Below are 23,420 nucleotides of genomic sequence, written 5' to 3' on the forward strand. Positions count from 1 at the left end.
TTTTAAAATCTATATCCAATACTTAAACCAGCACGTACACCAGCCCAAGGACCATCTAAATCTATTTCTGCTCCATTAGCGTCTACTTTATACTCAGTATCTACTAAAGGAATATCTGTGTCTTGTAAAGTTTCTAGTAAAGCGTCTTGTTCGTTTTGAGATAATTCTCTAGATGATACACCTTTTAAGTTTCCGTTACTAGACCCAATATGCGGACCAGCAATCCACCAGTCTAAAACAAGGTTGCTTCCTAGGTTAAACTGAGATCCAAATAACAAACCAAAAGTATTACCTTTAACAGTACCGCTAGTGGTTAAAGTTTCTGTTCCTCCACCATCTGCATCAAAACTAAAGTTTACATTTTTAAAAGTGTATTTAGATGCTCTAAAAAACGGAGCTAAATAAAAGCCTTTTCCATATCCTTTTTTCCCTGTGTAAATACGTACTTCTGGTGTAAAACTAGAGTAACTCATTTTACCGTCGTTTACAATGTTAGATAAATCATCATCTTCGTCTTCATCAACAAAAGAACTCCCAAATGGAATACCGCCTTCTGGTATTGTACCATAAGATAACGCTACAGAAAAAGTTTTGTTTAAAACCCTCTCGTACTGAAATTGAAAATTTCTAAAAACTAAACTTGTTAAACTTAGTTTAGCAATATTTTTTTTGTCCTGATACTCTAAAACAGATTGCTCTGCATTGTTGTTTTGGTCAGTAGATTCTAGTTCTTGTGCGTAGGTAAAACACGTTACAGATAAGAACGTTGTAAGTAGTAAAATTTGTTTTTTCATTGTTTATTTTTAATTATTGAAACTAAACGATTCTTGTAAGAATTTATTGCAATTATATGCTTTTTTCAATTATTAAAATAAAATATTCTATAAACGGTAAATGTTTTTTTAAACAAAAGAAAAGCCCCAAAATCATTAAGATTTTGGGGCTTTTGCATATAAAGCTTGTAAGGTTATTTCTTATTTTGTTGATCCTTAATGGTTTCGGAGTCAATATCAAACTTGTTTGTGTCTATATCCGTATTACCTGTTGGGTTTGTAGGATTTGATTGTTTTACTTTTCTTTTTAATCTCTTATCATCTATAATTCCCATATCATTTGTTTTTTATGTTCATCTACAATGTACAATTAATATTAAAAAAAAGTAGTTAATAGACTTGTAAGTCTTTGTTAATGAGTGTTAAATGGACGATTTAATGCTTTTTGATAAACTATTTAAACTATCTACTAAATTCTTTACTTTTTGTTAGTTTTGCAGTCTTAAATTATAAAAATGATTACAGTAGATAATATTGCAGTAGAATTTAGCGGAACAACCTTATTTAGTGGTGTAAATTTTGTTATTAATGAAAATGATAAAATTGCATTAATGGGTAAAAACGGGGCTGGAAAATCTACAATGATGAAAATTGTTGCTGGCAAGCAAAAGGCAACAAAGGGTAAAGTTAGTTGCCCTAAAGATACTGTAATTGCTTATTTACCACAGCATTTATTAACAGAAGACAACAGTACGGTAGTAGAGGAGGCTTCTAAGGCTTTTAGTCACGTTTTTGAAATGAGAGACCGTATGGCTTATTTAAATAAAGAGCTAGAGACAAGAACAGATTATGAGAGTGATGCCTATATGAAAATTATAGAAGAGGTGTCTGAACTTGGTGAGCAATATTATGCCTTAGAAGATGTAAATTATGATGCTGAGGTAGAAAAAGCATTAAAAGGATTAGGATTTAGATCAGAAGATTTTACAAGGCAAACAAGTGAGTTTAGTGGTGGTTGGCGTATGCGTATAGAGCTAGCAAAAATACTATTACAAAAACCAGACTTGATACTGTTAGATGAGCCAACAAACCACATAGATATTGAGTCTGTAATTTGGTTAGAAGACTTTTTGGTAAACAAAGCAAAAGCTGTAATGGTAATATCACATGACAGAGCTTTTATAGACAATATTACCAATAGAACTATAGAGGTTACTATGGGTAAAATTTACGATTACAAAGCAAATTATACTCATTACTTGCAATTAAGAGAAGACCGTAGAGCGCATCAAATAAAAGCCTATGAAGAACAGCAAAAGTTTATAGAAGACAATATGCGTTTTATAGAGCGTTTTAAAGGAACATACTCTAAAACAAACCAAGTTTCATCAAGAGAACGTATGTTAGAGAAATTGGAGATTATAGAGATTGATGAAGTAGATAACTCTGCTTTAAAATTATCATTTCCATCTGCACAGCGTTCAGGAGATTACCCAGTTACTGTAGAAGACTTAACAAAAACATATGGAGCCCATACAGTGTTTAAGAACGCTAATATGTCTATCTCTAGAGGAGAAAAAGTATCTTTTGTTGGTAGAAACGGAGAAGGTAAATCTACAATGATAAAATCTATTTTAGGCGAAATAGAGTATGAGGGCAAATGTAGTTTAGGACATAATGTGCAAGTAGGTTATTTTGCTCAAAACCAAGCGTCATTACTAGATCCAGATTTAACTATTTTTCAAACAGTAGATGAGGTTGCTAAAGGAGATGTGCGTACTCAAATAAAAAATATTTTGGGTAGGTTTATGTTTAAAGGAGATGATGTAGATAAAAAAGTAAGTGTACTATCTGGAGGCGAAAAAACAAGGTTAGCAATGGTAAAATTATTGCTAGAACCGGTAAACCTCTTAATATTAGATGAACCTACAAATCATTTAGATTTAAAATCTAAAGATGTTTTAAAAGAAGCATTGTTAGATTTTGATGGTACATTAATACTTGTGTCTCATGATCGTGATTTTCTACAAGGTTTAGCAGAAAAAGTATTTGAATTTAAAGATCAACGTGTAATAGAACATTTTGAAACTATTGATGCTTTTTTAGAGCGAAATAAGATTAAAAACATAATAGACATCGATTTAAAAAAATAGCGATTATATTTTATTTTTGATATAAGCCCAAACATTATATTGTTTAGGGCTTTTTTTTATTGTATAAATTGAACAGTTGTACAATTTATAAATTGAATAGTGTTTTTAGTTCTAACAAGCTTGTTTTTAGTTAGTTATGTGTTTTGTTTAAACTTTTATTAACAATGGAAGCTCTTTATTAATACTTACTTAATGCGTATTAATGTTTGTGTAACATTATTATAAAGTAGCCTAACTTTTAGCTTAACAGTAGCTGTATAGTTTTGGGCAACTTAAAAACACACAATGAAAAATAATTACTATTTAATTTTACTATTACTTACCGCATTTACGGTAACAGCACAAAACAAAGGAGGTATAACTGGTCAGGTTTTAGATGAAACAGGAACTCCTGTAATTGGAGCTAACGTAGTCATACAAAGTATATCAATAGGAGCAGTTACAGATGAAAACGGGACATACAAGTTGGATGATTTATCTTATAATACTTATACTATTACAGTATCTTACTTAGGGTATAAAAGCATAAAAAAATCAGTAGAAATTGCAACTCCGCAAACAACTTTAAACTTTAATTTAAAAGAACCATCTTTTCAGTTAGATGGTTTAGTGGTTACAGCACAAAAAAGAGAGCAATTAAATAAAGATGTACCAATTGCAATAACTTCTTATGGGAGTGACTTTATAAATAACCAAGGTACGTTTGAGTATGATACTTTTTCAGATTATGTACCAGGTTTACAAATACAAATACAAAGTGTAAACAATCCTGGTATAGTTGTTAGGGGAATTACTAGTGATAGCGGAGATTCTAGAGTAGAGCCAAGAGTATCTGTTTTCCAAGACGGGGTTTCTATTAGTAAGTCTCGTGGTTCTGTAGTAGAGTTGTTTGACATAGAACGAGTAGAAGTTTTAAAAGGCCCGCAAGGGACTCTTTTTGGTAGAGGAGCGCAGATTGGAGCAATGCATATTATTCAAAATAAAGCTAAAAATGAGACTTCTGCTTCCTTAAAAACAGGTATTGGTAATTACAATCAGTTTTTAGTAAACGGTTATGTAAACACACCTTTAGTAAAAGATAAGTTGTTTGCTCGTGTAGCTGCAATTTACAATAGAAGAGATGGGTATATAGAAAACCTTTCTGGAGGAGACCTAAATGGTAAAGAAACTTTGGCACTTAGAGGTTCTTTAAAATATATGATTAGTGATAATACTACGTTTGATTTTATTGCAAATTGGCAACAAGATACACCTCCAGGAACTTCTTTTAAAAGTGGAACTTTTGCTCCTTTAGGAGGTGACTTAAGTCCTAACTCTTTTGCAGATTTAGAGCGTGGTAAAGAATTAGGGTTAGACCGTACAGTATATGGTTTTACAGGAATTTTAAAGTCGGCACTTAATGACAATTGGGATATAACTTCTACTACTGCTTATAGAAAATTTAATTCAGATGAGGCTTTTGATGCAGATGGTACAGCGGCACCAGTTTTATTTTTTAGAGAGGTTGCAGAAGGAGAACAATTTAGTCAAGAAGTACGTTTTAATTTTGATAATGATGATAAACTATCTGGTTTCTTTGGAGCTAATTTCTTTTATGAAAACGGGTCACAAGCAGTACCTTTTGAGGTTAATGAGCAAAGTTACCTAGCACTTTTAGTAGCAACAGATGCTTTGGTTATAAACGGTGTGCCAACTTTATTTCCTAATATTCCTAACGACCCAGGTAGTTTTGGACCATTAGCAGGAGCTCCTTTATTGCCATTTAATAAAGAGGAATCTATTAATTACGGAGAAAATTACTCTGGTGATATTTTTGCAGATGCTTCTTATGATGTTACAGAGAAATTAACTCTTACACTAGGACTAAGAGCAACTTTAGAAAATAGTAATGCTGGTTTAGAGGTTATAAATGCAGATAATCCAGGATTGTTAGGTAACTTTTTAGGAGCTTTCCCTAACAACTTATTTACGCCAACAAACGGTAGAATTTCGGCAAGTGAAACTTTTACATCTGCCGTAGGTAGGTTTGCTGTTAATTATGATTTAAGTGATGCGGTAACTGTTTTTGGTAACGTTGCACGCGGAAGAAGACCAAATGTAATTAATGTATCGGCTACAGAAGTAAATGTGTTGTCAGACGAAACTGTATGGTCTTATGAGCTAGGACTAAAATCATTAATGTTAGATAATAAACTACAGTTTGATATTAATGGATATTATTATGACTACAGTAATTTTCAAACTACAATTGCACGTTTAGATGAAACAGATGGTTTGGTAATTCTTCCTAATGATAGTGGTAGTGCAACAGCATTAGGTTTTGAGGCTGCTATGCAGTACCAATTTGCAAAAAGTAGTTCTTTCTTTGCTAATTATGGGTATATAGATGCTTCTTTTGATGATGAAGATTCAGACGGTAACCCACAGCAATTGGCAGGAAATACGTTTAGGTTAACACCAGAACACTCTTTCTCAGCAGGATTTAATATCAACCCTACTTTAAGTGAAAAAGTAGCTGTATTTTTAAGACCAACATATACTTACAAGTCTAAAGTATTTTTTGAAGAAACTAATCTGCCAAATATATCTCAAGATGGTTATGGTTTATTAAACATTAGAACAGGTATAACTATACAAGATAGGTATGAAATTAGTTTATATGCAACTAATGTTTTAGATGAAGAATTTATTATAGATGCGGGTAATACAGGTGGTGCTTTTGGTATACCAACATTTATTGCAGGTCCTCCAGCATTTTATGGACTTCAATTGTCTGTGATATTTTAAGGTAAATTATTAAAAAACAATAAAATGATAAATAAAAAGACATATATCCTTTCTTTATTTCTAGTATTTGCGTTTTTTGCAACCGCACAAAAAGCGGCAAAAATGCAAAATTTAAAAGAGTTAGAGAAAAAGATACAAATAGAGGAGAGTAATGTAGTTGGTATTAAGGCAGATAATGAAGCTAGAATTATATGGGCAGACGATTATAAGTATAAAAAATCTCCTATTGCATTTGTTTACTTACATGGCTTTGGTGCTAGTTATGCAGAAGGTGAGCCGGTAATGTCTCAACTTTCAGCAAACTTTAAAGCAAACACATATATGGCTCGCTTAGAGGAGCACGGTATTTACAGAGATAATACTTTTGAAGACTTAACACCAGAAAATTACATTGCATCTGCAAAACAGGCAATTGCTTATGGTAAACAATTAGGAGATGAGGTTATAGTAATTAGTACATCTACAGGTGGTACATTAAGCTTAGCAATAGCAGCAGAAGATAAAGATATTAAAGCGTTGGTTTTGTATTCTCCGTTTATAGATTTGCTTAACCCAGCAATGAAAGCAGTAATACAACCAGGAGGTAAAGAGCAATTTGTTAAGGCTTTAGGGGGTACAATGCAAGTGCAAGAACGTCCAGAATTAGAAGCAAAGTATTGGTCTACCAACTATCACATAAATGGCTATATTTCTTTAATTACTATGCTTACAAATACAATGACAACAGAAACTTTTTCTAAAGTCACTTGTCCTGTATTTTTAGGATACTATTATAAAAATGAAGAAGAGCAAGATAAAGTTGTTTCTGTGCCAGCAATGCAAGTAATGTTTGATGCTCTTGGTACGCCAGAAGAAGATAAGACTAAAATGGCTTTTCCAAAAAGTGGAAATCACGTTATAGCAAGTGATATTAGATCCAAAGATTGGGAAGGTGTTTATGTAAATACAGTTGATTTTTTAAATAAAATAATAAAATGAAACTAAAAATAGCTATTTGTGGCCTTATTGGCCTTGGTTTTATGGCTTGTAAGCAGAGCGATAAAAAGAAAAAAACAAAAGAAGAAGCTGCTCCGGTTGAAGAAACAGTTGTTACTTATAATTTTGATTTAGAAGGTCACCGTGGTGCTAGGGGTTTAATGCCAGAAAATAGCATACCAGCTTTTACAAAAGCTATAGAGTTGGGTGTAAATACAATAGAGTTAGACCTTGCAGTAACAAAAGACAAACAAGTGTTGGTGTCACATGAGCCATATTTTAATCCGCTTTTTTGTTTAGATTCTCTAGGGAAAACTATTGCTAAAAAAGATTCTATTGCATTAAATATTTATGAGCATACGTATAAGCAAACTCAAAAATACGATTGTGGTAGTATGGGTAATGTTAAGTTTCCAGAGCAAAAGAAACAGTACGTTACAAAACCGTTATTGTTAGATGTTATTGCTCTTGCAGATTCTTTAACAGCAGGTAATACAACACCAATTAAATACAATATAGAAATTAAGAGTTTGCCAGAGGGCGATGATATTTATCATCCAAACCCAAAAGATTTTTCTGATTTAGTTATAGCAACTATTAAAGATAAAATTGCAGTTGAAAATGTAGTACTACAAAGTTTTGATTTTAGAGTGTTGCAATATTTACATCAAAATTATCCAGAGTATACATTGGCTGCTTTGGTATATAAAGATGATGTTAAAACTAATTTAGATAAATTAGGGTTTGTGCCACAAATTTATAGTCCGCTACATAATATGTTATCTAAAGAGGTTATAGCAGAGCTTCACTCAAAAAATATGAAAGTTATTCCTTGGACAGTTAATAATGAGACTGATATGGAAGAATTACTTGCAATGGGAGTAGATGGTTTAATTACAGATTATCCTAATAAAGCTATTAAGTACAGAAAATAATACTACAAATAACCAAAAACTAAAAAGCTGTTTCATAATTGAAACAGCTTTTTTTTATGATAAATAAGTTTAAACTTATCTTATTTTTTGTACAAACTCTTTAATAGTATTTACACCATTTTCTGTAAGGTGTTTTATAAATGCGGAGCCAATAATAGCACCTTTTGCATCTTCTGTTGCTTGTGTAAATGTTTCGTTATTATTAATACCAAAACCAACAATTTGTGGGTTTTTAAGTTGCATACTAGCTATGCGTTTAAAATAAGCAGTTTGTTCATCTCCAAAACCAGACTTAGAACCCGTTACACTAGCAGAACTTACCATATAAATAAATGCATCAGAAGCTTCATCAATCTGCATAATACGCTCGTCACTAGTTTGTGGTGTAATTAAAAAGATATTTTTTAAATTATACTTTTTAAAAATAGCCTCGTATTCATCCTGGTAAACAGCCAAAGGTAAATCTGGCATAATTAAACCATCTATACCTATTTCTGCACATTTTTTACAAAAGGCTTCAACACCATATTGTAGCATTGGGTTAAAATATCCCATAACTATTAAAGGTATAGAAACAGTTTTACGTATATCTTTTAACTGCTCAAAAAGTAAATTGGTAGTCATACCATTTTTAAGCGCAATTGTAGAGCTGTTTTGTATTGTTGGGCCATCTGCTAATGGGTCACTAAAAGGCAATCCAATTTCTATCATATCTATACCGCTAGCTTCTAAATCTTCAATTATTTTAACCGTATTGTTAAGCTCTGGGTAACCTGCTGTAAAGTACAATGAAAGAAGTTTTTTGTCTTCTTGCATTTTTTTATTAATTCTATTCATTATACAATTTTATAAGTTAAAATATTTAATGTAATTATCTAAATCTTTATCACCACGACCAGATAAACTTAGTACAACAACGTCGTCTGGTTTAAAAGTTTTATGTTTAAAAATAGCTAAAGCATGGCTACTTTCTATAGCAGGTATAATACCTTCTAATTTTGTTAATTCTAAACCAGACTGCATAGCCTCATCATCTGTGGCAGAATAAAATTCTCCTCTTCCTGTTTTGTATAAATGTGCGTGTAGTGGTCCAACGCCAGGATAATCTAAACCAGCAGAAATAGAGTAGGGCTCTGTAATTTGTCCGTCATTGGTTTGCATTAATAGTGTTTTACAACCGTGTATAACACCTTCTTTACCAAGCGCAGATGTAGCAGCGCTTTCGCCAGAATTTATTCCTTTACCTGCAGCTTCTACAGCAATAATACCAACTTCTTCTTCGTGTAGAAAGTGATAATATGTACCAGCAGCGTTACTACCGCCACCAATACAAGCAACTACATAATCGGGATTTTCACGACCTTCTTTTTCTTTTAGTTGCCACTTTATTTCTTCGGATATAATAGATTGAAATCTAGTAACCATATCTGGGTAAGGATGTGGCCCAATTGCAGAACCAATAATATAATGTGTGTCTACAGGGTTGTTAATCCAGTCACGAATAGCTTCATTAGTTGCATCTTTTAGTGTTTTACTACCAGACAGTGCAGGTCTTACTTCTGCACCTAGCATTTTCATACGTGCTACGTTTGGTGCTTGGCGTGCAATATCTATCTCACCCATATACACCACACAGTCCATACCCATTAGTGCACAAACTGTAGCAGTGGCAACACCGTGTTGGCCAGCGCCGGTCTCAGCAATAATGCGTTTTTTACCTAGTTTTTTTGCCATTAAAATTTGGCCAATAGTATTGTTAACCTTATGAGCACCAGTATGGTTTAGGTCTTCTCTTTTTAAATAGACTTTTGTGTTGTACTTTTCAGACAATCTTTTTGCAAAGTACAAAGGAGACGGCCTGCCTACGTAATCTTTTAAAAGCTGATCAAACTCTGCTTTAAAGTCTGGCTCTGCCATCACTTTAAGATAGTTTTGGCGTAGGTTTTCTACGTTAGGATATAACATTTCTGGAATATAGGCACCGCCAAATGTTCCGTAATATCCTTTTTCTGTTACATTATAATTCATCTGAATTAGTATTTAGTTTTAAGTAGTTGTTTTAGATACTTAATGCTGTTTTAAATTCTTTTAATTTTTCAATATTCTTTAACCCTGGTTCAATCTCAAAACTACTGTTTACATCTAGGGCAACGCAGTACTTTGAGGCAGACGTTTTTAAAAATGCTTTAACCTTTTCGGTGTCTTTTATACCTATACCGCCACTTAAAAAATAGGGTTTGGTAGATGGGTAATTTTCTAAAACAGACCAATTAAAAGTATAACCGTTACCACCAGGTAGTTTACCTTTGGTGTCAAACAAAAAATAGTCGCATACTTTTTCAAAAGGAGTAATAACGCTAAAGTTAAAACTGTCTTTAATTGAAAAAACTTTTATAATTTGTGGTTGTTTCCCTTTAAGGCCAAGATTAGAATTTCGTAAACCTTTACAAAATTCAGGAGATTCTTTACCGTGTAGTTGCACAACATCTAGACTGTATTGGTTAATTTTTTCTACCACATAATCTAAATCTGCATCAACAAAAACACCAACTTTTTTAATGTTCTTGGATATAGCACCCATTTTTCCATTAAAATACCTAGATGAAGGTTCCCAAAATATAAAGCCTAGATAGTCTGGTTGTAAAGCTGCAACAGCCTCCATATTATCTAAATACTTCATACCACAAACTTTTAGTTTCATGAGGTTAAAGATGTTATAAAATTAGTGGCACTATCGCCAGGGTTATCAGTCTTCATAAAATTTTCACCTATTAAAAAACCTTTGTAGCCGTATGGTTGTAATTCTTTAATGGCCTCTATATTGCTTATGCCACTTTCAGATACTTTTACAAAATCATTAGGTATTAAAGCAGATAAGGATTTACTAGTGTCTAAACTTACCGTAAAAGTTTTTAAATTACGGTTGTTTACGCCTAGCATATCTAAACTAGGCATAATAGATTTTTGCAATTCTTCTTGGTTATGTACTTCTAGTAAAACATCTAAGTCTAGACTTTTAGCAAACTCAGAAAATTGTTTTATTTCTTCTCTAGTAAGTATAGCTGCTATTAACAAAATAACATCTGCGCCATAAGCTTTTGCTTCTAGTATTTGGTACTCATCTATAATAAACTCTTTACGTAGTAATGGCATTTGTACTGCTGCTCTGGCGGTTAGCAAATCATCTAAAGAGCCACCAAAATATTTGCCATCTGTTAAAACAGACATACCGCAAACGCCAGCATTTTGGTAACCCGTAGCAACATCTTGTACAGATAGGCTATTATTTATTACTGCTTTTGATGGTGACCTTCTCTTATGTTCTGCAATAATACCAGAACTACTGTTTTTTAATACAACAGCTAAAGAGTTACTAGGTCTATTAAATAAAACTGAAGCCTCTAATTGAGATACAGGAATAAGAGCTTTTCTTAAAGCAACTTCCTTACGTTTGTCTAGTACTATTTTTTCTAAAATATCCATTTATGCACTTAGCTTTTGTAATTTTTTTAATGCTTCTAAACCTTTACCACTACGTAAAGATTCTTGTGCTTTTAAAAAGCCTTCTTTAGGGGTAATATTTTGTACTGTAGCAATTGCAATACCTGCATTTGCACAAACAACATTGTTTTGCGGATCTGTACCTTTTCCACTTAAAATATCTACAAATATTTTAGCAGAAGCCTCTACAGTATCTCCACCAACAATGTCAGATTGTTTAATTTGCTGTACTCCAAAATCCTCAGGTTTAAGCATACTTTCTGATAGGCGAGATATTGTTTTTGTTTTTCCAGTTAAACTAATTTCATCATAGCCATCTAAGGCGTGTAAAACAGTAAAGTTTTTATCTGTGTTTTGATAAAGGTAACCGTACATTCTGGCTAATTCTAAATTAAAAACACCTACCATTTGGTTTTTAGGAAAAGCAGGGTTTACCATTGGGCCTAACATATTAAAGAAAGTTTTTACTGCCAACTCTTTACGTATTGGAGCAACATTTTTCATTGCAGGATGAAAAAGCGGAGCGTGTAATACACAAATACCAGCTTCATCTATGGTTTTTTCTAAAAAGCCTGCATCATTACTAAATTTAATACCCAAAGACTCCATTACATTACTACTGCCACATTTGCTAGATACACCATAGTTACCGTGTTTTGTAACTTTAATACCAGCACCAGCAGTAACAAATGAGGCAAGCGTAGAAATATTAAATGTATCTTTACCATCACCGCCAGTGCCACATAAATCTATTGGGTTGTAGGCAGATAAATCTACAGCTAAACAAAGGTCTAAAAGAGCATCTCTAAAACCTTCTAGCTCTTCAATAGTTACACTACGCATCATATATACAGTTAAAAATGCTGCAATTTGACTGGTGTTATAATCACCTTTTGCAATATTAACCAAAACATTTTTTGCGTCTTCTTTAGAAAGAATTTCGTGATTAATTAATCTATTTAATATTGTTTTCATTTTTATTTTTTTAGTTGAATAAGTAAATTTTTACGAATAGTTTATTTTACTTATTTACCCAATTTTTTAGCATTTGTTTTCCTTTAGGTGTTAGTACAGATTCTGGGTGAAACTGTACAGCATTAACGTCATAAGTCTTATGGCGTAAAGACATTATTTGTCCGTTTTCATCTACAGAAGTAGCTTCTAAAACATCTGGCAAATCAGAGTTTACAACCCAAGAATGGTAACGCCCAACTTTTAACTCGTTACCTAAACCTGCAAATAAAACATCGTCTTTAATAACTGTAATAGTGGTAGCAATACCGTGGTAAACTTGTTCTAAATTAAGTAAAGAACCGCCAAAAACTTCACCAATAGCTTGCTGACCTAAACAAACACCTAAAATGGTTTTTGTAGGGGCATATTTAGCAATAATATCTTTTAATAGTCCTGCTTCATCTGGTATACCTGGGCCAGGAGAAAGTACTATTTTTTCAAAAGCATCTACTTCTTCAAGTGTAAGTTGGTCATTTCGTTTTACAGTAACATCACACTCTAAATCTTCTAGGTAATGCACTAAATTGTATGTAAAACTGTCGTAATTATCTATAACTAATATCTTTTTCATCTTCTTAAATATTCTCAGCTATTTCTAAAGCTTTGGTTAGTGCTCCTAATTTGTTGTATGTTTCTTGTAGTTCATCTTTAGGGTTAGATGCAGCAACTAAACCAGCGCCAGCTTGGTAATGTAATTGGTGGTTTTTACTTAAAAAAGTTCTAATCATTATAGCGTGGTTAAAATTCCCATTAAAATCCATAAAACCAATAGCACCACCATAATACCCGCGACTAGTTTTTTCATATTTTTCTATAAGTTGCATAGCCATATGCTTAGGTGCACCGCTTAAAGTACCAGCAGGGAAAGTATCTGCTACAACTTTCATTGTGGGTATGTTGTCTTTTTTTATACCAGTAACCTTAGAAACTAAATGTATTACATGCGAAAAAAACTGTACTTCTCTATAATTTTCTACCGTAACAGTATTCCCGTTTCTGCTTAAATCATTTCTGGCCAAATCTACCAACATAACGTGCTCACTATTTTCTTTGTCGTCTTCTGTTAATTCTTTGGCAATAATAGCATCTTTTTCATCATTACCGGTACGTTTAAAAGTACCTGCAATTGGGTGAATTTCTGCCTTGCCATCTTTTACAATAATTTGTGCTTCTGGTGAGCTACCAAATATTTTAAAATCTCCGTAATCAAAATAAAATAGGTATGGAGATGGGTTTACAGAGCGTAAGGCCCGGTATACATTAAATTCATCTCCTTTAAATTCCTGAGAAAACCTTCTAGACAATACTAATTGAAAAACATCTCCACGCTGACAGTGTTTTTTTGCTAAATCTACCTGCTCTAAAAAATCTTCATCTGTTAAGTTAGAAGTTGCTTCTCCTTCTTTAGAAAAATTATAGGTAGCAAAGTTTCTCACGTTTAATAGTTGTTCTATTTCTGGGATGTTACTTTCTGCATTAAATGTGTGAGCAAATATGTATGCTTCATTTTTAAAATGATTAATAGCAATTACATTTTTATATACTGCATAGTACATATCTGGTATTGTAACAGAGTTGTCTTTTTTAGTAATATTTACATCTTCAAAATAACGAACAGAATCATAAGCCATATAACCAAAAAGCCCATTGTTTATAAACTTAAAGTCGTTATTGTTAGAGTTAAACTTTGTGCTAAAATTGTGTAAAATAGTTGCTACGTCTACAGTGTTATCTATAGCTGTAGTATTGCTAGTACCATCTGGATAGTTTTCAAAAATGGTTTCGTTTTCTATTTTTATAGATGCTATTGGGTTACAGCAGATATAAGAAAAACTATTATTATTTGCGTGGTAATCACTACTTTCTAATAAAATACTATTAGGAAACCTGTCTCTAATTTTTAAGTACATACTAACAGGAGTAATGGTGTCTGCCAGTATTTTTTTGTAGTGTGATGTTAGATTGTATTTCATTTTATTTTTAAAAATTTAAATAAAAAAAGGCTTGTCGTGATAGACAAGCCTTTAATGTATATTGTTACAATGGTGCTTTGCTCACGACGTTTGACGTAAGTTATTCCACCACCATATGTTAGTTGTTATTTTCATTAGTTCAAATATATAAAGGAATTTTATAATACCCAACAAGAGTTGCATAAAAAATAAAAAACCTCACAAAAGTGAGGTTTAAAACATTTATTGGTTTTGTTTTATTTAGAATTGTAAATCTACAACTAAATCAAAATCGTCATAAATAGCTTTATCTCCTAAGTTTTCTATAAAACTACCAGACTTGTATTTAATGTCAAAATCTGTTCTGTCTATTTTTAAACTAGCAGTAGCTTTACTACCGTAAACAGAAATTGTAAAGTCTACCGGCTTGGTAATACCTTTAATAGTTAGTTTACCTTTGGCAGCATAAGCATTTTTACCAGTTGCTTTGCTAATAGTAAAAACTAATTTAGATGTTGTGTTTTTTTCAGTGCTAAAGAAATCATCAGACTTTAGGTGACCTTCTAATTTGCCTTTCATTCCACCTTCTAAGTCTGTAACAGTTAATGTAGTCATATCTACAACAAACTCACCAGCAGTTAATTTATCGTTCTTAAAAACTAAAGAACCATCCTTAAAATCTAAAGTTCCTTCATGAGAACCGGTTACCTTGTATCCTTTCCAAGTAATGTTACTTGTTTCTGTATTAATCTTTTTTTCTTGAGCAGTTAATGATGCTACAGAAAATACTAATGCTAAAATACTAATTGATAATTTTTTCATAATTCTTGTTTTTATTTGTTTTAATTGTCTGTATTAAATTTATCTAATAATTTATTTAAAGTTTTTAAGTCTTCTTCAGTTGTGTTTTTTAAAAGGTTTTTTTCCATATCTAACATTGCGCTACTCATTTTAATGAGTTCTTCTTCACCTTTTTCAGTAATGTAAATTTCTATTTTTCTTCTATTTTCTTTGCAAACAGTACGTTTTACAAAATCTTTTAAAATTAATTTATCTACCAACCTTGTGGTGTTACTCATTTTAGACACCATTCTGTCATTTAACGTGCTAAGGTTTGCAGGTTTGCCATTTTGCCCTTTTAAAATGCGCAATACATTAAACTGTTGCGCAGATACATCAAAAGGTTTTAGGGCTTCTGCTGTTTTTTCAGTTATACTTTGGTGTATTAACAATAGATGAATAATAGTCCTACCTTCTAAGGGTATAGGCTTATTTGTTTTTAAAATTTTTTCTACATCCATGTCGTTACAATAATTGTATATACAAATGTATGTAATTTTATTTTAATTACTTTTGAAAAAAAAATATTTAAGATGGATTTAACACAGGAAGAATGGAGCGCAAAATTAGCAGAAGATGCTAACGCTTTTATATTAGATGTAAGAACAGAAGACGAGATAGCAGAAGGTATTATACCAAATGCTGTAAATATTGATATTTACAAGGGGCAAGATTTTATTGATGAGCTAGAAAAACTAGACAAATCTAAGACGTATTACGTGTATTGTAGATCTGGTAACCGTAGTGGCCAAGCTTGTGCAATTATGAATAGCCTTGGTTTTGAAAACGCTTACAATTTAGAAGGTGGCTTTATGAACTGGGAAGGAGAAGTAGCTGAAAAATAAGTACATGTACTTTTTTTGTTTACATTAGTAAACAAAAACCTTAGTTATAGTTATGCGAGAAGACCTTTTACATTTTATATGGAAATATAAAAAATTACAACTAAAAGGTTTACAAACCACAAAAGGAGACGCAATTAATGTAGTGTCTGTTGGTACGCATAACTATAATGAAGGTCCAGATTTTTTTAACGCACAGTTAAAAATAGGAAGCCAGCTATGGGCAGGCAATGTAGAAATTCACATAAACGCATCAGACTGGTATGCACATAATCACGAAAAAGATAAAAATTACGAAAATGTAATTTTGCATATTGTTTGGCATGATGATGCAACAATATTTAGACCAGACAACTCTGAGATACCTACGCTTGTATTAAAAGATTATATACCTGCTAATGTACTGGCAAACTATCAGCAATTATTTTTGTCAGGAAAACAAAAGTTTATCAATTGCGAAAAAGATATCACTTCTGTAGATTCTTTTTTACTACAAAATTGGTTAGACCGTTTGTATTTTGAAAGATTAGAACAAAAATCTATTGTTATAACCCAACTCCTAAAAGAATCTAATAACAATTGGGAACACGTACTTTTTGTATTGTTAATGAAGAGTTTTGGGTCTAGTATAAACGGAGATTCTTTTTTTCAATTAGCTAAAAATATTGATTTTAGTATTTTTAAAAAGGTTAGTGTAAAACCAATGCAGGCAGAGAGTCTTTTGTTTGGTATGGCAGGCTTATTAAATAATAATGATATTTTAGATGCGTATTACAATCAGCTTAAAGAGGAATATGTTTTTTTGCAAAACAAATTTGGTTTTACTATTAATGATGAAGTCTCTGTAGCTTTTTTTAAGTTAAGACCAACCAATTTCCCTACTATTAGGCTTTCTCAATTAAGCGCATTATATGCAGAGCATCAAGCTTTATTCTCAAAATTAATAAAAGCTAAAACGGCAGAAGAAATATATGGGTTATGTACAGTTGTAGCTAGCGCATATTGGGACAACCACTACACATTTGGAAAACAATCCAAGCAAAGTAAAAAAAGACTTACTGCATCATTTATTAATTTGCTTATTATAAATACAATTTTACCGCTTAGGTTTTGCTACTCTAAATATATAGGAAAGAATGATGATGAAACTATTTTAGAAATTATAACTAGTTTGCCTGAAGAAAAAAATAGCATAATAGATAAATTTAAAACACAAAAGGTAGCTATTAGTAACGCAAAGGATAGTCAATCTATATTGCAACTCTACAAACATTATTGTAAAAAAAATAAATGTTTACAATGTGGTGTTGGTAGTAGTTTATTAAGTAGAAATGGTTAATTTTATAGTATGAATTTTTTCTATAACATATTGTATTATTTTCAAAAACGAGGTTTTGAAGTCTGCAGGCGTATTGCAGAACGTTTTGGCATACGAGCCAGAATTGTGCGTACATCTTTTATATACTTAACATTTGCTACATTAGGTTTTGGTTTTGCATTGTATCTATTTTTGGCTTTTTGGTTAAAAATTAAAGATTTGGTGTATACTAAAAGAACTTCGGTTTTTGATTTGTAGCAAACAATCATAAAAAAAGACTAGATAAAACTAACAATTAATAGTCTTTGTAACAAACACAATATATAAGTGAAGCTTTTAAAACTATTTAGATCTAAAATATATATAGCTCAACTATTAATAGTGTCTATTTTGGTTATTGGAGTTTTGGGTTACAGGTACATATCTAACTATAGTTGGATGGAAGCTGTTTATATGACCGTTATTACAATGGCTACAGTTGGTTTTTCTGAGGTTAAGCCACTAGATACACCATCTAAAGTTTTTACCATATTTTTAATAATATCTAGTGTGTTTATTGTTGCTTATGCAATATCTGTAGTTACAGAGTACGTGCTAGGTAAAAATTCTGTACAACTATTAAAAAAGAAACGTGTGAAAAATAAAATAAAAGATTTTTCTGGGCATATTATTATTTGTGGTTACGGAAGAAATGGAGCTCAAGCAGCAGAGCGTTTAGGTAGTTATAAAAGGCCATTTGTTGTTATAGAAAAAGATAAAGAGGTTATAGAAAGATATGAGGATGAAGTACTTTTTATAGAAGGTGACGCCACAGATGACGAAGCATTAATTGAAGCAGGAGTATCTAAGGCTAAATATTTAATTACAGCATTACCAGATGATGCATCAAACTTATTTGTAGTACTGTCTAGTAGGCAATTAAATAAGGAGTTGTTTATAATTAGTAGAGCCTCTTTAATAAATTCTCAGCGTAAGTTAATACTAGCAGGTGCAGATAAGGTAATAATGCCAGATAAAATAGGAGGAGACCATATGGCTTCACTAGTAGTTATGCCAGATTTAATTAGTTTTATGGATAAACTTTCTACAGAAGGTAAACACACAACTACTTTAGAGGAAATAGCAATAGAAGATCTTACAGATAAAGTTACAGGCAATTCATTAAGAGATTTAGATTTAAGAAAAAGAACAGGTTGTACTATAATAGGTTACATTGCTCCAGATGGCGATTACATTATAAACCCAGAGGCAGATTTGCAGTTAGAATCTAAAAGTAAGGTAATTGTTTTAGGTAGGCCAGAGCAAATTATGAAATTGAATGAAATCTTCCAGATTGGTTGATAATTTAGTTGAAAATTCTTGATTGAGTTGATTATTTTTTGGATATTGCCATCCTAACTAACTCAAAAAATTCAATCAACGATGAAGAAATACCTATATTTTCTTTCTTTTATTATGTCTATGTCTGTTTTAGCTCAAGACTTTAGCGTAGAAGGAAAAGTTTTTAATCCCTCAAATTCTATAAATGATGGAGTGATTAAGTTAGAGGTAAGTGGAGGTGAAGCTCCTTATACTTATAAATGGAGTAACCAAAATACTCCCTTAACCTCAAGTAAAGCCACAGGTTTAGTAGAAGGTATCCCGTATACCTGTGTAATTACAGATTCTAGTGGAAAAAGTGTTACTAAGGTTTTCACTGTAGAATCAGAAGCAATAACCGAAATTTTTAACGGTACTATGACTCCAGCTGTAAGCGCTCTGGGGTCTGTTTTGTTTTGGGACCCTTTTGCAGCAATAGGTATTTATGATCCTGTGGTGTATGCAGACTCTAAAAGAGTGGGTATTCCTAATTGGTCTCCAGAATTAGAAGATAAGTTTACTTTAAAAAAATGGCTTAAATCTAACGGAGAAAAAGTAAAGCAAGGGGAGGCTATAGCTGTTTTATCTAATGCAGCAGGTGAAGATATTAATATTAGCGCTTTAGCAAACGGTACATTAGATCACCTTACAAAAGAGGGTAATGTTGTTTATAACTCAGACAATAAAGAGCACATTATAGAGCAAGGTGCTCATTACTTTGCAGAAATTAAGTATGATGAGCCAATTGTATTAACTCATCCTAACGGAGATCCATTAACTAAACCAATTTCATTTATAGTTATTTGGTTGGTATTAGGAGCTACTTTCTTTACTATTAGAATGGGCTTTATTAATATTCGTGGATTTGGTCATGCATTAGAATTAGCAAAAGGTAAGTATGATGATCCTAATGCACCAGGACAGGTTACTCACTTTCAAGCATTAGCTACAGCAGTATCAGGTACTGTAGGTTTAGGTAATATTGCAGGTGTGGCTGTGGCGGTATCATTAGGTGGTGCAGGTGCTACTTTTTGGATGATTGTTTGTGGTTTACTTGGTATGTCTTCAAAATTTGTAGAATGTACTTTAGGTGTAAAGTACAGAGATATTTTACCAGATGGTAGAGTATTTGGAGGTCCAATGAACTACTTACGTTACGGACTAGAAAAAAGAAATATGAAAGGATTAGGTAAAGTACTAGCAGGTTTATTTGCAGTATTAGCCGTAGGTGCTTCTTTTGGAGGTGGTAATATGTTTCAGGCAAATCAATCTTTTGAGCAATTAGCAGGTCAATTCCCGGCGCTTGCAGGTAACGGGTTTTGGTTTGGTGTGGTAACAGCAATTTTAGTAGGTGTTGTTATTATTGGAGGTATAAATAGTATTGCTAAAGTAACAGGTAAAATTGTACCAGTTATGGCGTCTATATATGTTGTGGCTGCTTTGGCTGTTATTGTAATGAATATTCAGAACATAGGACCAGCTTTCTCTGCAATTGTAGAAGGAGCATTTAGTCCGTCTGCTTTAAAAGGAGGTATTGTAGGTGTATTAGTTGTAGGTTTCCAAAGGGCAGCATTCTCTAATGAGGCAGGTGTAGGTTCTGCAGCAATTGCACACAGTACGGCAAAAACAAATAATCCGCCATCAGAAGGTTTTGTGGCGCTTTTAGAGCCATTTATAGATACGGTAGTTGTGTGTACATTAACTGCATTGGTATTAATTTTTACAGGTATGCATGAGGTAGAAGGTATGGCAGGTGCGCAATTAACATCAGACGCTTTTGGAAGTCAAATTTCTTGGTTCCCATACGTGTTAGCATTAGCAGTTTTCTTATTTGCATTCTCTACAATGATATCATGGTCTTATTACGGTATGCGTGCTTGGACTTACTTGTTCGGGAAAAGTAAAAGAACAGAGTTTATTTATAAAATATTTTTCTTAGTATTTGTTGTAATAGGAGCATCTGTGAGTTTAGGAGCAGTGTTAGATTTTTCAGATATGATGATTTTAGCAATGTCTTTCCCTAATATAATTGGTCTTTATATAATGTCTGGTGAGGTTAAAAAAGATCTGTCAGAATACTTTAGTAAATTAAAATCTAATCAACTGTTTAAAAAGCAGATGGTAGAAAAGGAATAATACATAATAATGAAGAATTTTAAATCCCACTTTCAGTTTGATAAAGAACAGAAAAGTGGGATTTTCTTTTTGTTATTATTAATTGTAATTTTTCAGGCTATATATTATTTGGTTTCAAATGGTGTATTTACTTCTAAAAATAATAGTTTACTACATAATAAAGAGCTTCAGGTTGTAATAGATTCACTAAAAAATCAATCTGTAAAAAAGAATACATATAAAATGTACCCTTTTAATCCTAATTATATAACAGATTATAAAGGTTATAAATTGGGGATGTCTATTAAAGAAATAGATAGGTTGCATTTGTATAGAGAAACGGGTAAATATGTTAACTCTACAGAGGAGTTTAAGAAAGTAACAAATGTCTCAGATTCATTATTAAAAGCAATATCTCCATATTTTAAATTTCCAGATTGGAAAGCTTCAAAATTTGATAAAAAAATAACTGTTGCAAATAAGTCTTCTAGAAACATCAATTATACAGTTAAGGATATTAATAATGCCACTGCAATAGACTTGCAGGTGGTAAGTGGAATTGGAGAAAAAATATCTTCCAGAATAGTTAAATTTAGAGATAGGCTAGGTGGTTTTGTGGTTAATGAGCAGTTGCAAGATGTTTATGGTTTAGATAAAGAAGTTTTAAATCGGTTGTTAAAGCAATTTAAGGTAATTAGTAAGCCTGTTATAAGTAAAATTAATATAAACGAGGCTAGTGCTTATGAAATTTCTAAGTTGGTATATATAAAATATGATGTTGCTAAGGCTATTGTGGTTTACAGAGAAGAAAATGGAAGATTTACATCTTTTAACGATTTGGTAAATATTGAGGGTTTTACTGTGAATAAGATTGATAGAATTAAGTTATATTTGAGCATTGATTAAAAAACAACAGGTATGGCAGGTATGTACTTCACAGAAGAGCATCAATTATTTAGAGAAAGTTTAAAAGAGTTTTTAAAAAAAGAAGTTGTTCCTAACATAGATAAATGGGAAGAGTCTGGTACTATAGATCGTTCTATTTGGAAAAAATTTGGAGATATGGGCTATTTTGGATTGGCCACTCCGGAAGAATATGGAGGATTAGATTTAGACCTTTTTTATACGATTATATTTTTAGAAGAATTACAGAAGATTAATTCTGGTGGATTTGCAGCTGCAATGTGGGCACATGCTTACCTGGCAATGACTCACGTTAATAAGGAAGGAGATAAAGCAATTAAAGATAATTATTTGGCTCCAAGTGTTGCTGGTGAAAAAATAGGATGCTTGTGTGTTACAGAGCCTTTTGGAGGTAGTGACGTTGCAGGTATGAGAACTACAGCAGAAAAAAAAGGAGATACTTATGTCTTAAACGGTTCAAAAACCTTTATTACTAATGGGGTTTACGCAGACTATATGGTTGTTGCAGCTAAAACAAGTCCTGAATTAGGAAATAAAGGTATTAGTATTTTTATGGTAGATAAAAATACAGTAGGTGTATCTGCATCTAAATTAAATAAGTTAGGTTGGAGGGCGTCAGATACTGCTGAGATAGCTTTTGATAATGTAACAATACCTGCGGCTAATTTAATGGGTGAAGAAGGCAAAGGTTTTTCATATATTATGCAGCATTTTGCTTTAGAGAGGTTGGTAATGGGAGTTAATGCACATGCAAGAGCAGAATTTGCTTTGGATTACGCTCGCCAATATATGTCTGAGCGTTCTACATTTGGAAAAACAATAGATAAATACCAAGCACTTCGTCATACATATTCAGATTTATATGCAGATATGGAAATTTGTAGAGAGTATAATTACTCAGTTGCATATAGGTTAAATAAGGGGGAGTATGTAGTAAAAGAGGCTACAATATCTAAGCTGAAATCTACAAAAATGGCAGACGAAGTTATCTACGGATGTTTACAATTTTTAGGAGGTTATGGTTATATGGAAGATTACCCTATGGCTAGAATGTTAAGAGATAGTAGACTTGGACCTATTGGTGGCGGCACTAGTGAAATCTTGAGGGAGATTATTGCTAAAATGGTTATAGATAAAAAGGAGTATAAACCTGCAACAAAATAGCCTTTATCATTTTAGCAAAAATAATTTCCAAGAGATTATTGCTAAAATGGTTATAGATAAAAAGGAGTATAAACCTGCAACAAAATAGCCTTTATCATTTTAGCAAAAATAATTTCCAAGAGATTATTGCTAAAATGGTTATAGATAAAAAGGAGTATAAACCTGCAACAAAATAGCCTTTATCATTTTAGCAAAAATAATTTCCAAGAGATTATTGCTAAAATGGTTATAGATAAAAAGGAGTATAAGCCTGCAACAAAATAGCCTTTATCATTTTAGCAAAAATAATTTCCAAGAGATTATTGCTAAAATGGTAATAGATAAAAAGGAGTATAAGCCTGCAACAAAATAGCCTTTATCATTTTAGCAAAAATAATTTCCAAGAGATTATTGCTAAAAGTAATTGTAAGTCTAATCTTTAGCTGTAAAGTTTAAAGAAAATAGAGAATAAAAAAATAAGTAGTTGTTAATTGAAAATTAGTTTATATATTTGCAGTCTTAAAAATCACAAAAGAGAGGAGGTTATTGCCCATGTTAATTATACCAGTAAAAGAAGGAGAAAATATAGATAGAGCACTTAAGCGTTTTAAGCGTAAGTTTGATAGAACAGGTGGAATGCGTCAGTTAAGAAAGCGTCAACAGTTTTCAAAGCCATCGGTTGTTCGTAGAGCTCAAATTCAAAAAGCACAATACGTACAAGGATTAAGAGATCAAGAAGAAGTATAGTTCTTTAAGATTTAATTCTTAGTATTTTAGTATAAATCCTAT

23 protein-coding genes are annotated in these 23,420 nt (G+C 32.1%); 12 read left to right on the plus strand and 11 right to left on the minus strand.

Annotated elements, in window-relative coordinates; all coding sequences use genetic code 11:
- Positions 1-2 precede the first annotated feature (2 nt).
- The gene (locus tag JM80_RS07675; protein WP_144709626.1) at positions 3-794 is read right to left on the minus strand and encodes a DUF3575 domain-containing protein; all 792 of its coding nucleotides are present in this window, start codon (positions 792-794) and stop codon (positions 3-5) included.
- 173 nt (positions 795-967) lie between these two features.
- Positions 968-1,108, minus strand: coding sequence for a hypothetical protein (locus tag JM80_RS16435; RefSeq protein ID WP_013620138.1), 141 nt, complete (start codon positions 1,106-1,108; stop codon positions 968-970).
- Between the two features lie 180 nt (positions 1,109-1,288).
- On the opposite strand from JM80_RS16435, the gene JM80_RS07680 reads away from it, so the two are divergent.
- The 4 genes from JM80_RS07680 (at position 1,289) to JM80_RS07695 (ending at position 7,623) form a co-directional block, all read left to right on the plus strand.
- Positions 1,289-2,926 carry an ABC-F family ATP-binding cassette domain-containing protein gene (locus JM80_RS07680; protein WP_144709627.1) on the plus strand — a complete coding sequence of 546 codons (1,638 nt, stop codon included), beginning with the start codon at positions 1,289-1,291 and terminating at the stop codon, positions 2,924-2,926.
- Between the two features lie 285 nt (positions 2,927-3,211).
- Complete coding sequence (locus JM80_RS07685) at positions 3,212-5,713, plus strand: TonB-dependent receptor (protein WP_144709628.1); 2,502 nt, start codon at positions 3,212-3,214, stop codon at positions 5,711-5,713.
- Between the two features lie 24 nt (positions 5,714-5,737).
- Positions 5,738-6,691 carry a carboxylesterase gene (locus JM80_RS07690; protein WP_038504699.1) on the plus strand — a complete coding sequence of 318 codons (954 nt, stop codon included), beginning with the start codon at positions 5,738-5,740 and terminating at the stop codon, positions 6,689-6,691.
- Positions 6,688-7,623, plus strand: coding sequence for a glycerophosphodiester phosphodiesterase family protein (locus JM80_RS07695; RefSeq protein WP_144709629.1), 936 nt, complete (start codon positions 6,688-6,690; stop codon positions 7,621-7,623). Before JM80_RS07690 ends, JM80_RS07695 begins: the two co-directional genes overlap by 4 nt.
- 75 nt (positions 7,624-7,698) lie before the next feature.
- Here JM80_RS07695 and trpA read toward each other — a convergent pair whose 3' ends face one another.
- The 9 genes from trpA to JM80_RS07740 all read right to left on the minus strand — a co-directional run bounded on the left by trpA (position 7,699) and on the right by JM80_RS07740 (position 15,391).
- Entirely contained in the window at positions 7,699-8,460 is a 762-nt protein-coding gene (trpA, locus tag JM80_RS07700) for a tryptophan synthase subunit alpha (RefSeq protein ID WP_144709630.1), read from the minus strand.
- Between the two features lie 9 nt (positions 8,461-8,469).
- On the minus strand, positions 8,470-9,651 hold the full coding sequence (gene trpB, locus JM80_RS07705; protein WP_144709631.1) for a tryptophan synthase subunit beta: 1,182 nt from the start codon (positions 9,649-9,651) through the stop codon (positions 8,470-8,472).
- Between the two features lie 31 nt (positions 9,652-9,682).
- Entirely contained in the window at positions 9,683-10,324 is a 642-nt protein-coding gene (locus tag JM80_RS07710) for a phosphoribosylanthranilate isomerase (protein WP_034646244.1), read from the minus strand.
- On the minus strand, positions 10,321-11,106 hold the full coding sequence (gene trpC, locus JM80_RS07715) for an indole-3-glycerol phosphate synthase TrpC (protein WP_013620130.1): 786 nt from the start codon (positions 11,104-11,106) through the stop codon (positions 10,321-10,323). The genes JM80_RS07710 and trpC overlap by 4 nt, the downstream gene beginning before the upstream one ends.
- Complete coding sequence (gene trpD, locus JM80_RS07720) at positions 11,107-12,099, minus strand: anthranilate phosphoribosyltransferase (RefSeq protein WP_034646242.1); 993 nt, start codon at positions 12,097-12,099, stop codon at positions 11,107-11,109. It abuts the gene before it with no gap.
- Positions 12,100-12,145: 46 nt separating this feature from the next.
- Positions 12,146-12,709 carry an aminodeoxychorismate/anthranilate synthase component II gene (locus tag JM80_RS07725; RefSeq protein WP_144709632.1) on the minus strand — a complete coding sequence of 188 codons (564 nt, stop codon included), beginning with the start codon at positions 12,707-12,709 and terminating at the stop codon, positions 12,146-12,148.
- Positions 12,710-12,713: 4 nt separating this feature from the next.
- Positions 12,714-14,111: an anthranilate synthase component I family protein gene (locus tag JM80_RS07730; RefSeq protein WP_144709633.1), complete on the minus strand. Its 1,398-nt coding sequence runs from the start codon at positions 14,109-14,111 to the stop codon at positions 12,714-12,716.
- A 240-nt stretch (positions 14,112-14,351) separates the two neighbouring features.
- The gene (locus JM80_RS07735; RefSeq protein ID WP_013620126.1) at positions 14,352-14,912 is read right to left on the minus strand and encodes a YceI family protein; all 561 of its coding nucleotides are present in this window, start codon (positions 14,910-14,912) and stop codon (positions 14,352-14,354) included.
- A 20-nt stretch (positions 14,913-14,932) separates the two neighbouring features.
- Positions 14,933-15,391 (minus strand): MarR family winged helix-turn-helix transcriptional regulator, encoded by a 459-nt coding sequence (locus JM80_RS07740; RefSeq protein ID WP_144709634.1) that lies wholly within the window; start codon positions 15,389-15,391, stop codon positions 14,933-14,935.
- A 72-nt stretch (positions 15,392-15,463) separates the two neighbouring features.
- Between JM80_RS07740 and JM80_RS07745 the strand changes: the two genes are divergently transcribed.
- The 8 genes from JM80_RS07745 (at position 15,464) to rpsU (ending at position 23,378) form a co-directional block, all read left to right on the plus strand.
- The gene (locus JM80_RS07745) at positions 15,464-15,775 is read left to right on the plus strand and encodes a rhodanese-like domain-containing protein (RefSeq protein ID WP_013620124.1); all 312 of its coding nucleotides are present in this window, start codon (positions 15,464-15,466) and stop codon (positions 15,773-15,775) included.
- Between the two features lie 52 nt (positions 15,776-15,827).
- Positions 15,828-17,111, plus strand: coding sequence for a DUF2851 family protein (locus tag JM80_RS07750; RefSeq protein ID WP_144709635.1), 1,284 nt, complete (start codon positions 15,828-15,830; stop codon positions 17,109-17,111).
- A 9-nt stretch (positions 17,112-17,120) separates the two neighbouring features.
- The gene (locus tag JM80_RS07755) at positions 17,121-17,348 is read left to right on the plus strand and encodes a PspC domain-containing protein (protein WP_013620122.1); all 228 of its coding nucleotides are present in this window, start codon (positions 17,121-17,123) and stop codon (positions 17,346-17,348) included.
- Between the two features lie 69 nt (positions 17,349-17,417).
- Entirely contained in the window at positions 17,418-18,431 is a 1,014-nt protein-coding gene (locus JM80_RS07760; protein WP_013620121.1) for a TrkA family potassium uptake protein, read from the plus strand.
- Positions 18,432-18,512: 81 nt separating this feature from the next.
- A complete protein-coding gene (locus JM80_RS07765; protein WP_034646240.1) occupies positions 18,513-20,585 on the plus strand; it encodes an amino acid carrier protein in 2,073 nt (690 codons plus the stop codon).
- A gap of 9 nt (positions 20,586-20,594) precedes the next feature.
- Positions 20,595-21,470, plus strand: coding sequence for a helix-hairpin-helix domain-containing protein (locus tag JM80_RS07770; RefSeq protein ID WP_144709636.1), 876 nt, complete (start codon positions 20,595-20,597; stop codon positions 21,468-21,470).
- 12 nt (positions 21,471-21,482) lie between these two features.
- Positions 21,483-22,652, plus strand: a complete 1,170-nt coding sequence (locus JM80_RS07775) for an acyl-CoA dehydrogenase family protein (RefSeq protein ID WP_013620118.1) — start codon at positions 21,483-21,485, stop codon at positions 22,650-22,652.
- Between the two features lie 531 nt (positions 22,653-23,183).
- Entirely contained in the window at positions 23,184-23,378 is a 195-nt protein-coding gene (rpsU, locus tag JM80_RS07780) for a 30S ribosomal protein S21 (RefSeq protein WP_013620117.1), read from the plus strand.
- Positions 23,379-23,420: the final 42 nt, after the last annotated feature.

The organism is Cellulophaga sp. RHA_52 (assembly GCF_007827205.1).
Taxonomy (GTDB): Bacteria; Bacteroidota; Bacteroidia; order Flavobacteriales; family Flavobacteriaceae; genus Cellulophaga; species Cellulophaga lytica.